Source organism: Roseateles sp. P5_E4 (assembly GCF_054049255.1).
In genome coordinates this window covers 222,932-236,742 of sequence record NZ_JBFUMS010000005.1, presented here as the reverse complement: position 1 = coordinate 236,742, position 13,811 = coordinate 222,932, and the positions used below count along the sequence as shown (strand labels likewise).

Below are 13,811 nucleotides of genomic sequence, written 5' to 3'. Positions count from 1 at the left end.
AGCTGGCGTCACTGACGCGGCCGCAGCGTGACTTGCAACCGAGGGATGTCGCCGTCTCGCTCGAACTGCTGCAATGCGCGCCTTTTGCTAGCCTCCCGGCCGACATCCATGTCCCAGCTTCGTCCGATCCGTCTCAGCGTCCTGCCGGCCGCGTTGTCCCTCACCCTGTTCGCGGGCGCCTGCGGCGCTGCGCCCATCCTCGAGGTCAATCCCGGCCTGTGGACGTCCGAAAGCGAGATCTGGATCAACGGCCAATCCATCAAGCCCGGGGTGCAGACGCTGCGGGCCAAGCTGCGCAGCCGTCTGACCGATGCGCAGAAGGCGGAGATGGACCGCCAGCAGGTGGCTGAAAAGCAGGCCTGCCTGAGTCCGCAGCAAGCGAAGATCGACCTGGCCGCCTATCTGGAGTCGGCGCTCAGTGGCAGCGGTCCCTGGAAATGCGAGCTGAGCGCCACCAAGATGAACACCAGCGAGGCGACGGGCAAATACGTCTGCCGCACCGGCGGCGGCGGGCTGACGCAGGGCAGCTTCGCGGCCACCTATGGCCCGAGCAGCTACCGCATCGAACTCAAGGGTCGGGGTAATGCGGTCGATGGCCGCAACGGCAATGCGGTGGGCACCGAGGAGGTGGACCAGCGCATGCTGTCCACCGGGCGCTGGCTGGGCTCGTCCTGCTGACGAGCCTCAGCCGTCCAGCCTTTGCTGGAACACCAGCCCCGCGTGCTCGCGCAGTGCGTGGAACTTGATCTTGGGCCAGTTGCTCTCGATGGCGCGCAGCTCGGGGGCGTACTCCACCAGCACCGTGGGCGCGTCGACCGCGTCATAGGCCATGCGGTGATCGTTGGCGTCGATGAAGCGCTTCAGCTCCGCCGGGTCGTCGCAGGTCACCCAGCGTGCCACCTGGAAGCGGCTCGGCATGATGCGGGCCTTGCAGCCGTACTCGTGTTCCAGCCGGTGGGCGACGACTTCGAACTGCAGCTGGCCGACGGCGCCAAGCAGCAGCACGCTGCCGGCAATGGGGCGGAAGACCTGGATGGCGCCCTCTTCGCCGAGCTGGGTCAGGCCGGCGCGCAACTGCTTGGTCTTCAATGGGTCAGCCACTTCGACGGCGCGGAACATTTCCGGCGCGAAGAAGGGCAGGCCGGTGTACTGCAGCGCCTCGCCTTCGGTGATGGTGTCGCCCAGCTGCAGCACGCCGTGGTTGGGGATGCCGATGATGTCGCCCGCAAAGGCCTCGTCGAGCAACTCGCGGCGCTGGCTCAGGAACGACACGACGGTGTTGGGCCGCAGCTCCTTGCCCGAGCGCACGACCTTGAGCCGCATGCCGCGCTCGAAGTGACCCGAGGCCACGCGCAGGAAGGCGATGCGGTCGCGGTGGGCCGGGTCCATATTGGCCTGGATCTTGAACACCACGCCGGTGAACTTGGGCTCATCGGGCTGCACCGTGCGCTGCATGGCGACGCGCGAGTCCGGTGCGGGGGCCAGCTCAACGAGGGCGTCCAGCACCTCCTGCACGCCGAAGTTGTTGACGGCCGAGCCGAAGAACATCGGCGTCTGCTTGCCGGTCAGGAAGTCGTCGCGGTTGAACTCCGGCGCGGCCTCGCGCACCAGCTCGATCTCGCCCTTGGCCTGGTCGTACTGCATGCCGAAGCGCTCGGCATAGCCGGGGTTGTCCAGGCCTTCCAGCACTTCCTCGGTGCCCGCGGCGCGGTCCTCGCCCGGGGCGAACACGCGCATGCGTTGCTGGCGCAGGTCCATCACGCCATGGAACTGCTTGCCCATGCCGACCGGCCAGGTGAACGGCACGACCGTCATGCCCAGTTCGGCCTCGATCTCGTCCATCAGCGCCAGCGGGTCTTTCACCTCGCGGTCCATCTTGTTGACGAAGGTCAGGATGGGCGTGTTGCGGGCGCGGCAGACCTGCAGCAGGCGGCGGGTCTGCGGCTCCACGCCGTTGGCGGCGTCGATGACCATCAGCGCCGCGTCCACGGCCGTCAGTACGCGGTAGGTGTCCTCGGAGAAGTCCTGGTGGCCCGGGGTGTCCAGCAGGTTGATGACGCAGTCGCGGTACTCCATCTGCATGACGGACGACGCCACCGAGATGCCGCGCTGCTTTTCGATCTCCATCCAGTCCGACGTCGCATGCCGCGTGGCCTTGCGCGCCTTCACCGACCCGGCGATCTGGATGGCGCCGGAGAACAGCAGCAGCTTCTCCGTCAGCGTGGTCTTGCCGGCGTCGGGGTGGCTGATGATGGCGAAGGTGCGGCGGCGGCGGACTTCCGTCTCGATGCGGCTGGCGGTGGTTTCGGACATGGAGTTCTGGAAGCAGGCTAGCCCGGGATTATCCGTGGGCCTCTTGCTTGAGACCCTCCCCAGCTACATGCCCTTGAACCGCCCCCGGTGCGCACGGCTCACAGGCAGCGCCTGGGCCAGCCCGCGCAGGTGCACCCACAGCTCGCCGTCGTCGCGCCGCTCGATGCGCTCGATGGCCCGCGCGTTGACCACCGAACCACGGTGGATCTGCCAGAAAAGTTGCGGGTCCAGCTCCTTTTGCAGCTCGCCCAACGAGGTGCGCAGCAGCAGCTGTTCACCGCCCTGGCTCAGCGCCCGCGTGTGGCGCAGCTCCGAGCGCAGCGCGGCGAGGTGGTCCACGTCCAGCAGCTTCATCGTGTTGCCGGTCCAGGCCTGCAGGAAGCGCAGATCCGACCGCTGGGGTTGAGCGGCCTGCAGTCGCTGTACCGTGGCCGCCAGCCGGGCGGGCGTGACGGGCTTGTGCAGGTAGTCCACCGCCGCGCGCTCGAAGGCAGCCAGCGCGTGCTCGGCATGCGCCGTGACGAAGACCAGGCGGGTGGCCGGCGGCGCGAGCTGGGCCAGGCCGAGGCCGTCGATGCCGGGCATGCGGATGTCGAGGAAGGCGATGTCGGGGCGCAGCTCGTCCAGCAGCCGGCGCGCCTCGGTGCCGTTGCGGGCCTGGGCGACGATCTCCAGCTCGGGCCAGGCCTCTCCCAGCAGTTGCTGCAGCTCTTCAAGCAGCTGGGGTTCGTCGTCGGCGATCAGCGCAGTCGTCATGGCATCGGCAGGATGAGCGTGGCCTCGGTCAGGCCGTCAGCGTTGGTGGCGAGGCTCAGGCCGGCGAGGTCGCCGTGCAGGGCTTGCAGGCGCTGGCGCAGGTTGACCAGGGCCAGGCCGTGGCCTGCGGTCGCGTCTGCCGTCAGCGCGCAACCGTTGTTGATGACCTTGAGCCGCAACTGCCCGTCGGCCCGTTCGGCTTGCAACAGCACCTGCCCGCCGCTCTCGCTGGGCTCGATACCGTGCTGGATGGCGTTCTCCACCAGCGGCTGCAGCATCAGCGGTGGCAGGGGCAGGTCGTGCAGCTCGGGGTCGACCTCGACGCGGTAGCTCAGCCGCTCGCCCAGCCGCAGTGCCATGATGGCCAGGTAGTGCTCGACGATCTGGCACTCCTGGCCCAGCGTCGAGTCCTCGGCCTGGCGCACCCGCTCCAACGTGGTCTCCAGCAGGCCGCTGACGGCGTCCAGCAGGGGCAGCGCGCGCTCCGAGCCCTGGCGCACGAAGCTGCGCAGCGTGGCCAGCGTGTTGAACAGGAAGTGCGGCTCGATCTGCGCCTGCAGCATCTGCAGCTCGGCGCGCAACCGGGCGCGCTCCTGTTCCACGCGCTGCACGGCGCGTTGGCGGCGCAGGCCTTGCAGCAGCGGCAGGCCCAGCAGCAGGGCGCAGAAGCTGAAGTGCAGCCAGGCACGGGTGATGCGGTCATTGCCGCTCAGCAGCTCGCGCGTCAGGCCCTGCTCGGCGGACCAACCGGACATCGCGCCCAGCAGCAGGGCCAGGAACAGCAGGCCAGGCAAGGCGCCGTGGTGCTCGGGCCGCATCCGCCGGGCAACCAGGCCGCACAGGCCATCGGTGATGGCGTGGCCCAGCCACAAGCCCAGGGACAGCGCCCAGGCGCCGTGATCGCGCAACCAGGGCGCCGCCAGTGCAAACAGCGCGACGCCGGCCAGCAGCGGGCCGGGCCGTTGCCAGCCCAGCCTTTCCTCTCTCAGGGCCTGGGCCAGCTCGCCGCCCAGCGTGCGCGCGGTGCGGTTCAAGGCGGGGTCAGGTTGCCGGCCTGGCGCGGCAACACCTGGATGGGGCCCTGGCCGGTCGTCGGCGTGCTGGCGGGCACGACGTCCAGCTGGAACTGCGTGGCCTGCAACTGGCCGGTGCCTTCCAGCAGGAAGCCGAAGCTCAGCGTCGTTGCGTCGGCGGGAATGTCCAGTACGACCTGCGCGGTCTGCCAGCCGAAGCTGCCGCGCAGCGGCCGGTCGTTCATGTTGTCGAACGCGGTGCCGGGCCGCTGGCCGCTGTCGGCGCGCATCCACAGGCCGGCCCACGCAGCGATCTGGTCGCCGTGGACCTGGGCGGTCAGGCGCACACGCTTGCCGGCATAGTCGGCGCTGCCGATCTGCTGCATCAGTGTCGAGAAGCCCTCGGTGTCTGGCTTGCACTCGATGTTGAAGACCTTGGCGCTAGGCGCGCCGTTGGCCGGCACCACCGAGCCTTCGCAGGTCTTGGCGCTGCCGGTCTGCAGCCAACCCGAAGGCAGGCCTGTGGGCTTGGCAAGGGCCGTGGCGAGCACGCCCACCCCGATGGCGGCAACGATGGCTGAGGCTTTCATCAATCAATCTCCCGTGACGGACACGAATCGGTCCGCACGCAGACTAGGTGGGTGAGGCCCGACTCGCCGGGCAAAGGGGGCGAACGGTCGCCGGGCGCGCGGCAAGGCGTCAAAAGTCGACATCAACGGATACCGCTCGTCCGGAAAACATGGAGCACGGATTGCCGCTGAATTATCGTGGGCGGGTTTTGCAAGACGAGAGCACGATGGATAAACAGGTTGACATGAAGCGGGTGCAGGAGCTGGTGGCCGACCTGCGCGAGCCCAACCAGGCGCATTACTTCGCCGACCTGCTGCTTTGCGCCGCCGTGGGATGGGTGGCCTTGGTCGTCGCCGTGCTGCCGGGGGTGCCGCTGCTGCGCACGCTCGCCTTCGTCGCGGCGGTGCTGCTGCTCTACCGCACGCTGGCCTTCATCCACGAGATCTTCCACCAGCAGGGCATGAAGGCTTTTCGCCTGACCTGGCATGCGGTCTCCGGCGTGCCGCTGCTCATCCCCTTCATGCTCTATCTGCCCATCCACCAGGGCCACCACAACAAGGCGACCTATGGCACCCGTGAGGACGGCGAGTACGACCAGTTCCAGGGTCGCGCCGGCCTGGCCAGCGCCAAGCTGTTTGCGCTGAACTTCGCGCTGCCGCTGGCGCTGTGGGTGCGCTTCGCCGTCCTGACGCCGTTGGCCGCCGTGCTGCCGCCCATCCGCGAAAAGATGATCCCGGAGTTCGTCCACATGGCCCTGCGTATGCCGTTTCGTGCGCCGGCCATCAAGGAAAGCGCCCGCGCCGAGGCGATGGCGGTCGAGTGGTGGTGCTGCGCCTGGGGCTGGGCGCTGGTGGCCATCGGCGTCTTTGCGGGCTGGGTGTGGGTGGCGGCCTGGGCGCTGCTCGTCGTGCTGATTGCGACGCTGAACACCATCCGCGCGATGGGCGGCACGCATCTCTACGTCGAGGAGCTTGAAGGCCGCGATGCGCGCGGCCAGTTGCTGGACTCGCTGAACGTCGACTCCAACGGCCCGATCTCGGTGCTGCTCTGCCCCGTGGGCCTGCGCTTCCACGCGCTGCACCACGTGGCGCCCTACCTGCCCTATCACGCGCTGCCGACGGCCAACCGCCGGCTGATGGAGCAGCTGCCGGCCGACTCTGAATACCACCAGGTGAGGGTGGGCTCCGTCGCCGAGGGCATCGGCCGACTGCGGCAGGCGACGCGGGCGGTCAGGCCTGCGGCAGGAAAGGTTTGACGACGCCGATCAGGCGCTCCACGTAGGCGTCCTTCTCGCCGACCGGCGCTGCGTAATGCAACGCGCTGCGCGCGGCGTCCAGCCCGGCGCGCGAGGCCATGACCCACGCGGCCAGGTATTGCGAGGCCAGGCAGCCGCCGGCCGTGGCGATGGGGCCGCGGGCATGAAAGGGCTCCTCGACGACGCGCACGCCGGCCTCGACGACCCAGGGCTTGGTGGTCGAGTCGGTGCAGGCAGGCATGTCCGCCAGCAGCCCGAGGCGGGCCATCAGCAGCGTGCCCGAGCACTGGCCGCCGATGAGCTGGCGCACCGGGTCGAGCTGCAGCCGGTCCAGCAGCGCGCTGTCGTTGGCGATGGCGCGGGTGTGGATGCCGCTGCCAAACAGCACGACGTCGGCCTCGTTGGCGAACTCCAGCGGCTGCTGGGCCGTGACGACCACGCCGTTCATCGACGTCACCTGCGCGCTCGGGCTGGTGATGGCGGCCGACCAGCCCTGGGCAAAGAGCCGGTTGATCAGGCCCAGCGCGATGAAGCTGTCGAGCTCGTTGAAGCCGTCGAATGTGAGGACGGCGACTTTCATCACTCCTCCAGCAGGCTCCGGAGCATCCATGCGGTTTGCTCGTGCACTGTCAGTCGCTGCGTCAGCAGGTCGGCGCTCGGCTCATCACTGGCCTTGTCGACCAGCGGGAACAGCGCGCGCGCCGTGCGGGCGACGGCCTCGTGGCCCTGCATCAGCACCTCGACCATCTTCATGGCCTTGGGCGGCGTGGCGGGCGCGTCGGGCAGGCCGCTGAGCTTGGCGAACTGGGCATAGCTGCCGGGCGCCGGGAAGCCCAGAGAGCGGATGCGCTCGGCGATGGGGTCGACCGCATTCCACAGCTCGGTGTACTGGGCCATGAACATCGCATGCAGGCTGTTGAACATCGGGCCCGTGACGTTCCAGTGGAAGTTGTGCGTCGTCAGGTAGAGCGTGTAGGTCTCGGCCAGCAGCTTGGACAGGCCGGCGGCGACTGCGGCGCGGTCTTTCTCGCTGATGCCGATGCTGATGGACGGGGCGGCGGACTTCTTGGCCATGCGGGGGGCTCCAAAACGGTACGGGGTGAGCCTAACGGATTCGGCCCACCCCGGGGTCAACGGGGTCGTGACGTCAGCTTGCGGGCCGAGCGCAGGGCCGCTCCCAAGCCGGCCCGCCTTGGGCGATGTGCTTGCGGCTCGATGCCGCGAGCATCGCCGTCCCCGCGGGGGACCGGTCAGCCACGCTCGCGTTCAGCGATGCGGGGCTGGACGAGGGGCTCACTGGATGTCAAAGCGGTCCAGTTCCATGACCTTGGTCCAGGCGGCGACAAAGTCCTTGACGAACCTGGCCCTGCCGTCGGCGCTGGCATAGACCTCGGCATAGGCGCGCAGCACGGAGTTGCTGCCGAAGATGAGGTCGGCGCGCGTGCCGGTGTACTTGACGGCACCGCTCTTGCGGTCGCGGCCTTCGAAAATCTCGGCGCTGGCGTCCGTCGGCTTCCAGACCGTGCCCATGTCGAGCAGGTTGACGAAGAAGTCGTTGCTCAGCGTGCCGGGCTTGTCGGTCAGCACGCCATGACTGCCGCCGTCGGCATTGCTACCGAGCACGCGCAGGCCCCCAACCAGCGCGGTCAGCTCGGGCGCGGTCAGCGTCAGCAACTGGGCGCGGTCGATCAGCAGGGCTTCGGTGGATGCGCCCAGATTGCCCTTGCTGTAGTTGCGGAAACCGTCGGCCAGGGGTTCGAGCACGGCGAAGGATTCGACGTCGGTTTGTTCCTGGGTGGCATCGACACGGCCCGGCGTGAAGGGCGCGTCCACCGCCACACCCGCGGCCTTGGCGGCCTGCTCGATGCCGACGGCGCCGGCCAGCACGATGACGTCGGCGAGTGACGCCTTGCCCGAGGCCTTCTGGATCTCGGCCAGCTTGGGCAGTGCCTTCACGGCGGCTGCGTTGACGGCCCAGTCCTTCTGCGGTGCGAGTGCCAGGCGGGCGCCGTTGGCGCCGCCGCGCTTGTCGCCACCGCGGAAGGTCGAGGCCGACGCCCAGGCGACGGCGACGAGGTCAGCGACGGACAGGCCCGAGGCGGCGATCCTGGCCTTCAGGTCGGCGATGTCGCCGGGGGTGGGGTGATGGCTGGGCGCGGGCAGCGGGTCCTGCCAGATCAGGTCTTCCTGCGGCACCTCGGGGCCGAGGTAGCGCGCCTTGGGGCCCATGTCGCGGTGGGTCAGCTTGAACCAGGCGCGGGCGAAGGCGTTGGCGAAGGCCTGCGGGTCGTCGCGGAAGCGCTGGGAGATCTTGCCGAACTCGGGGTCGAAGCGCAGCGTCAGGTCGGTCGTCAGCATGGTGGGCTTGTGGAACTTGCCCGGGACGTGAGCGTCGGGGATGTCCTCGGGCGCGTTCTTGGCCACCCATTGCTTGGCGCCGGCCGGCGAGGTGGTGGCCTCCCACTCGTACTTGAACAGGTTGTCGAAGAAGTGGTTGCTCCACTGCGCGGGGGTCTGGGTCCAGGTGACTTCCAGGCCGCTGGAGATGGTGTCCTTGCCATGGCCGCCGCCGAAGCCGCTGGTCCAGCCCAGGCCCTGGGACTCGATGCCGGCACCCTCGGGCTCAAGGCCCTTGTGGTGCTCGGGTGCCGCGCCATGGGCCTTGCCGAAGGTGTGGCCGCCGGCGATCAGCGCGACGGTCTCCTCGTCGTCCATGGCCATGCGGCCGAAGGTGGCGCGGATGTCCTTGGCCGCGGCCAGGTAGTCGCCGCTGGCGTTGGGCCCCTCGGGGTTCACATAGATCAGGCCCATGTGGGTCGCGCCGACGCTGGCGACGAGGTTGCGGTCGCCCTCGAAGCGCTTGTCATCGGCCAGCCACTTGGTCTCGGCGCCCCAGGCCACGTCCATGTCGGGTTCCCAGACGTCCGCGCGGCCGCCGGCGAAGCCCAGCGTGCGAAAGCCCATCGACTCCAGCGCCACATTGCCGGCCAGGATGAAGAGGTCGGCCCAGGAGATGGCCTGGCCGTATTTCTGCTTGATGGGCCACAGCAGGCGGCGACTCTTGTCGATGTTGACGTTGTCGGGCCAGGAGTTCAGCGGCGCGAAGCGCTGCTGGCCGCGCCCGCCGCCGCCGCGGCCGTCGGTGGTGCGGTAGGTGCCGGCCGCGTGCCAGGCCATGCGGATCATCTGCGGGCCGTAGTGGCCGAAGTCGGCCGGCCACCAGTCCTGGCTGTCGGTCATCAGCTTGACGAGGTCGGCCTTGAGCGCCGGGTAGTCGAGCTTGGCGAAGGCCTCGGCGTAGTTGAACCCGTCGCCGAGCGGGTCGGACTTGCTCGAATGCTGGTTCAGCAGGTCGACGCGCAGCTGGTTGGGCCACCAGTCCCGGTTCGTCGTGCCGCTGCCGGCGGCGTGGTGGAAGGGGCACTTGCCTTCGCTCTTGGAGGTCGGGTCGCTCATGTCAGCTCCTGGTGTCTTGGGGGGAGACCGAAGCTTAATGATGACTATTGAGTTTTGGATTTGAATAGAACTAATCTACCAATAGCCAAAATCATCATCAAGCGCCGCGCGGGCGGCGCCCGATGTTGCACCGTCTCGCCCTAAACGCCCAGCCGCGCCAGCTCGCTCTCCACCAGCGCCAGCCACACGCGCAGGCGCTGGCGCTCCAGCAGGCCCAGCTTGGCGCCTTCGCCGCTGGACGCGGTTCGGGCCGACCAGAAGCTCGCGTCCGCCGCGTCGATCTTGCGCAGCACGGCGTCCTGCAGATGCTTGAGCGGCATGGTGCGGGCGCCCAGCCCTTCAGCGCGGGCGAGCTGGCCGGAGCGCTCCAGCTGCGAGAAGTCGTCGCCGCGCAGCTGGTTGAGCACCAGCACATAGCGCAGCCGGTCGCCGAAGCGGTCGAGCAGACGGGCCAGCAGGTCCACCGAGTCGCGCCCGGCGTCCATCACATGCCAATAGTGCACAGCCACGCCGGCCTCGGCCGCCAGCTCCAGCACACCGGACTCATCCATCCAGCGCGCCAGCGGCTCGTGCGTCTGCGCAGCCAGGTCCACCAGCACGCGCCGGCCCGGCTCGGCCAGGGCGCTTTCGACGATGGCGTCCAACGCCTCGAAGTTGTCCACCAGCGCCGGTGAGGCGTAGTCGGCATAAAAGCGCAGCAGCGCGCCGTGGGAGCGGTCGGTGTCGAAGCCGGTGAAGGGGATGCCGCGGTCGATCATGTATTGCGCCAGCAGGCGCGACAGCAGCGACTTGCCGACGCCGCCCTTTTCACCGCCAACGAAATGGATGGCGCCAGCCGTGGTGTCAGCGGGAGGGGTGCTCATGGTGAAGGCGGATGTGAAGATGATGCGCAGTAGAACATTGTGCGGCGCAGCATGGCTGTATCAGGCCGTCACTGCGACAGCCGGGTGACCCCGTCCAGCTGGCAGGCGTAGATGGCATTGCGCAGCGCCGCAATGGCCTCGTAGCGCGTGAAGCTGCGCCGCCAGGCGAGCACGACGCGGCGCGTCGGAATGGGCTCACTGAACGGCACGAAGCGCAGGTGCCGGCTCGGCTCACGCGGCACGCTGAGTGCGGGCACGACGGTCACGCCCATGCCCGAGGCCACCATGTGCTTGATCGTCTCCAGCGACGAGCCCTCGAAGCTGCGCCGTATGCCCTCGGCATCGCTGGAGAAGCGCGCGAACTCGGGGCAGACCTCCAACACGTGGTCGCGAAAGCAGTGGCCGGTGCCCAGCAGCAGCATGGTCTCGCGCTTGAGTTCCTCGGCGCTGATGGCCTCGCGCGTGGCCAGCGGGTGCACGGCCGGCAGCGCGACGACAAAGGGCTCGTCATAGAGCTGGGCCGTGGCCAGGCCCGCCTCGGGGAAGGGCTCGGCCATGATGGCGCAGTCCAGCTCGCCGGTGCGCAGCATCTCCAGCAGCTTCACCGTGAAGTTCTCCTGCAGCATCAGCGGCATCTGCGGGTAGAGCTCGATGGTGTGCTTGACCAGCTCGGGCAGCAGATAGGGGCCGATGGTGTAGATGATCCCGAGGCGCAGTGCACCGGCCAGCGGGTCCTTGCCGCGCTTGGCGATCTCCTTGATGGCGCCGGCCTGGTCCAGCACCGACTGCGCCTGGCGCACGATCTCGTCGCCCAGCAGCGTGACCGACACCTCGTTGCCGCCGCGCTCGAAGATCTTCAGGTCCAGCTCTTCTTCCAGCTTCTTGATGGCCACCGACAGCGTCGGCTGCGACACGTGGCAGGCCTCGGCCGCGCGGCCGAAATGCCGCTCGCGGGCGACGGCGACGATGTAGCGCAACTCTGTGAGGGTCATACAGGCCTTGCCCCGGCAGCTGACCGCTCGCCATTGCTCGAAATGCTTGTCACATCAAAACCTCATGTCTTTGTCGGCGCTCACCACTCCGATCCGAAGCGCTGCATGGCCGCTGGTCTGGCGCTTCGAGCCGCTGGGGGTGTTGCTCCGCCTCGTGGGCACAAGCCCACATTCGTCGTCGCGCCTACCCAGCGGCCCGCCTCGCCAGTCCCTCGGCCATGCTCAGCCACCGGAGCAAGGCCCGAACGCTACACTGCGGCCGCCTCGGGGGTGGCCCCAGGGTTTTCACTGAGAGGTGGCCATGATTGACCGCAAGCCCATGACCTTGCCGCGCCTGGCGCAGATGCATGCCAGCGGCGAGAAGATCGCCATGCTGACCTGCTACGACGCGGCCTTCGCCAGCCTGCTCGATGAAGCCGGTGTCGACATCCTGCTGATCGGCGATTCCCTGGGCAATGTGCTGCAGGGCCGCGGCTCCACGGCGCCGGTCAGCCTGGAGGACATGGTCTATCACACGTTCTGCGTGTCGCGCGGCCACAAGTGGGCCTGGATCATTGCCGACCTGCCTTTCGACAGCTATCACGTCAGCAAGGAAGAGGCCTGGAAAAGCGCTGCGGCCTTGGTGAAAGCCGGTGCCCATATGGTCAAGCTCGAGGGCGGCGGCTGGACGGCCGAGACCGTGCGCTTCATCAGCGAGCGCGGCATCCCGGTCTGCGCTCACCTGGGCTTCACGCCGCAGACGGTGAACGCTTTAGGCGGCTTCAAGGTCCAGGGCCGCGACGAGGCCGGCGCGGCGCGCATGAAGCGCGAGTCGCGGGAACTGGTGGACGCGGGCGCGGCCATGCTGCTCTACGAGATGGTGCCGGCCACCCTGGCCGCCGAGATCACCGCCGAGTCCCCGGTGCCCGTCATCGGCATCGGCGCGGGTGTGGGCACCTCGGGCCAGGTGCTGGTGCTGCACGACATGCTCAACATCACGCCGGGCAGGAAGCCGCGCTTCGTCAAGGACTTCATGGCCGGCAAGGACTCGGTGCTGGCCGCCGTGAAAGGCTATGTGGACGAGGTGAAGGCCAGGACCTTCCCGGTGAACGAGATTCACGGGTTCTGACGATGCAAGTCATCCGCACCATCGCTGAGCTTCGCGATGCCCTCGCCATCCACCGCCAGCGGGGCTTCGTGCCGACGATGGGCAACCTGCACGACGGCCACTTGCAGCTCGTCAGACAGGCGCGCGAGCTGGTCGGCCCGGCGGGCGCCGTCGTCGCCAGCATCTTCGTCAACCGGCTGCAGTTCGCGCCACACGAGGATTTCGACACTTACCCGCGCACGCTGGAGCGCGACTGCGCGCTGCTCGAAGGCGCGGGCTGCGACATCGTTTTCGCGCCGTCGGAGAAGGAGCTCTACCCCGAGCCGCAGGGCTACAAGGTGCAGCCACCGACCGAACTGGCCGACATCCTCGAAGGCCATTTCCGCCCCGGCTTCTTCACGGGGGTTTGCACCGTCGTGCACAAGCTCTTCAACATCGTGCAGCCGACGCTGGCGGTGTTCGGCAAGAAGGACTACCAGCAGCTGATGGTGCTGCGCCGCATGACGGCGCAGATGGCCCTGCCCATCGAGATCCACGGTGGCGAGACGCGCCGCAGCGAGCAAGGCCTGGCGCTGTCTTCGCGCAACGGCTACCTGAGCGAGGCCGAGAAGACCGAGGCGCTGCGGCTGTCCCGAACGCTGAAAGAGCTGATCGCCCGCTGGCACGCCGGAGAGCGCGACTTGGACGGGATGGAAGCCCAGGCGCTGCAGTCGCTGCGCGATGCGGGCTGGGCGCCAGACTATCTGACGCTGCGCCGGCAGCACGATCTTGGGCCAGCGGTGCAAGGTCAGCCGCTGGTCGCGTTAGGAGCTGCGAAACTAGGCAGCACCCGTTTGATCGATAACCTTGAAACTTGAAATGACAAAGATTCGACTGCGCCGCCGCCCGCTGCTGGCCCTGGCCGCCACTTCCCTTGTGCTGACCTTGGCCGCCTGCGGTGGTGGTGGCGGCAGCAGCGGTGACCCTGTCACCCCGCCGCCGCCCTCGACGCCGGTCACCCTGACCGTCACGCACAAGGTCAAGATCACGACCTCCATGGGCGACATCGAGCTGGGCCTGGACCACAACCACGCGCCCATCAGCGTGGACAACTTCCTGAAGTATGTGAACGACGGCTTCTACAAGGGCACGGTCTTCCACCGCGTCATCAGGGATTTCGTCATCCAGGGCGGCGGTGTCACGCGCGGGCCGGACGGCCTGCGGGACAAGACGCCGACCTACGCGGCCATCAAGCTGGAAAGCCAGAACGGCCTGTCCAACCTGCGCGGCACGCTGGCCATGGCCCGCACCTCGGTGCCCGACAGCGCCACCAGCCAGTTCTACATCAACACCGTGGACAACACGAGCCTGAACTACGCCAGTGCCGCCAACCCTGGCTATGCCGTGTTCGGCCAGGTGACGGCGGGCATGGACATCGTGGACAAGATCCGTGCGGTCAACACCAATGCCTCGGACGTGCCGCTCGTCGACATCACCATCACCGATGCCAAGGTGATTCCGTAACAA

At 68.2% G+C, this 13,811-nt stretch carries 14 protein-coding genes; 5 read left to right on the top strand and 9 right to left on the bottom strand.

Annotated elements, in window-relative coordinates; genetic code table 11:
- Window positions 1-108: 108 nt before the first annotated feature.
- On the top strand, window positions 109-678 hold the full coding sequence (locus ACXJLH_RS12180) for a DUF3617 domain-containing protein (protein WP_457444326.1): 570 nt from the start codon (window positions 109-111) through the stop codon (window positions 676-678).
- A 6-nt stretch (window positions 679-684) separates the two neighbouring features.
- Here ACXJLH_RS12180 and ACXJLH_RS12175 read toward each other — a convergent pair whose 3' ends face one another.
- The 4 genes from ACXJLH_RS12175 to ACXJLH_RS12160 all read right to left on the bottom strand — a co-directional run bounded on the left by ACXJLH_RS12175 (window position 685) and on the right by ACXJLH_RS12160 (window position 4,672).
- Window positions 685-2,313: a peptide chain release factor 3 gene (locus tag ACXJLH_RS12175; RefSeq protein WP_457444324.1), complete on the bottom strand. Its 1,629-nt coding sequence runs from the start codon at window positions 2,311-2,313 to the stop codon at window positions 685-687.
- Window positions 2,314-2,376: 63 nt separating this feature from the next.
- Entirely contained in the window at window positions 2,377-3,069 is a 693-nt protein-coding gene (locus ACXJLH_RS12170; RefSeq protein WP_056200869.1) for a LytR/AlgR family response regulator transcription factor, read from the bottom strand.
- On the bottom strand, window positions 3,066-4,103 hold the full coding sequence (locus tag ACXJLH_RS12165) for a sensor histidine kinase (protein WP_457444322.1): 1,038 nt from the start codon (window positions 4,101-4,103) through the stop codon (window positions 3,066-3,068). Before ACXJLH_RS12165 ends, ACXJLH_RS12170 begins: the two co-directional genes overlap by 4 nt.
- Complete coding sequence (locus ACXJLH_RS12160; protein ID WP_056200862.1) at window positions 4,100-4,672, bottom strand: hypothetical protein; 573 nt, start codon at window positions 4,670-4,672, stop codon at window positions 4,100-4,102. Before ACXJLH_RS12160 ends, ACXJLH_RS12165 begins: the two co-directional genes overlap by 4 nt.
- A gap of 206 nt (window positions 4,673-4,878) precedes the next feature.
- Between ACXJLH_RS12160 and ACXJLH_RS12155 the strand changes: the two genes are divergently transcribed.
- On the top strand, window positions 4,879-5,907 hold the full coding sequence (locus ACXJLH_RS12155; RefSeq protein WP_457444320.1) for a fatty acid desaturase family protein: 1,029 nt from the start codon (window positions 4,879-4,881) through the stop codon (window positions 5,905-5,907).
- Here the strand turns inward: ACXJLH_RS12155 and ACXJLH_RS12150 are convergent.
- The 5 genes from ACXJLH_RS12150 to ACXJLH_RS12130 form a co-directional block, all read right to left on the bottom strand.
- Window positions 5,882-6,487 (bottom strand): AraC family transcriptional regulator, encoded by a 606-nt coding sequence (locus ACXJLH_RS12150; RefSeq protein WP_457444319.1) that lies wholly within the window; start codon window positions 6,485-6,487, stop codon window positions 5,882-5,884. The genes ACXJLH_RS12155 and ACXJLH_RS12150 overlap by 26 nt on opposite strands.
- A complete protein-coding gene (locus ACXJLH_RS12145; protein WP_056200854.1) occupies window positions 6,487-6,981 on the bottom strand; it encodes a Dps family protein in 495 nt (164 codons plus the stop codon). Before ACXJLH_RS12145 ends, ACXJLH_RS12150 begins: the two co-directional genes overlap by 1 nt.
- Before the next feature lie 219 nt (window positions 6,982-7,200).
- Window positions 7,201-9,363: a catalase/peroxidase HPI gene (gene katG / locus ACXJLH_RS12140; protein ID WP_457444317.1), complete on the bottom strand. Its 2,163-nt coding sequence runs from the start codon at window positions 9,361-9,363 to the stop codon at window positions 7,201-7,203.
- A 140-nt stretch (window positions 9,364-9,503) separates the two neighbouring features.
- Window positions 9,504-10,226 (bottom strand): mobilization protein, encoded by a 723-nt coding sequence (locus ACXJLH_RS12135; protein ID WP_457444315.1) that lies wholly within the window; start codon window positions 10,224-10,226, stop codon window positions 9,504-9,506.
- 68 nt (window positions 10,227-10,294) lie between these two features.
- Window positions 10,295-11,218, bottom strand: coding sequence for a hydrogen peroxide-inducible genes activator (locus tag ACXJLH_RS12130; protein WP_457319959.1), 924 nt, complete (start codon window positions 11,216-11,218; stop codon window positions 10,295-10,297).
- A 301-nt stretch (window positions 11,219-11,519) separates the two neighbouring features.
- On the opposite strand from ACXJLH_RS12130, the gene panB reads away from it, so the two are divergent.
- From panB to ACXJLH_RS12115, 3 genes are read left to right on the top strand one after another with little or no spacing between them, the layout of a single operon-like run.
- Window positions 11,520-12,326: a 3-methyl-2-oxobutanoate hydroxymethyltransferase gene (gene panB, locus ACXJLH_RS12125; RefSeq protein ID WP_457444313.1), complete on the top strand. Its 807-nt coding sequence runs from the start codon at window positions 11,520-11,522 to the stop codon at window positions 12,324-12,326.
- Window positions 12,327-12,328: 2 nt separating this feature from the next.
- Window positions 12,329-13,162, top strand: a complete 834-nt coding sequence (gene panC / locus ACXJLH_RS12120; RefSeq protein ID WP_457444311.1) for a pantoate--beta-alanine ligase — start codon at window positions 12,329-12,331, stop codon at window positions 13,160-13,162.
- 1 nt (window position 13,163) lies between these two features.
- Window positions 13,164-13,808, top strand: coding sequence for a peptidylprolyl isomerase (locus tag ACXJLH_RS12115; RefSeq protein WP_457444309.1), 645 nt, complete (start codon window positions 13,164-13,166; stop codon window positions 13,806-13,808).
- The last annotated feature ends 3 nt before the right edge of the window (window positions 13,809-13,811 follow it).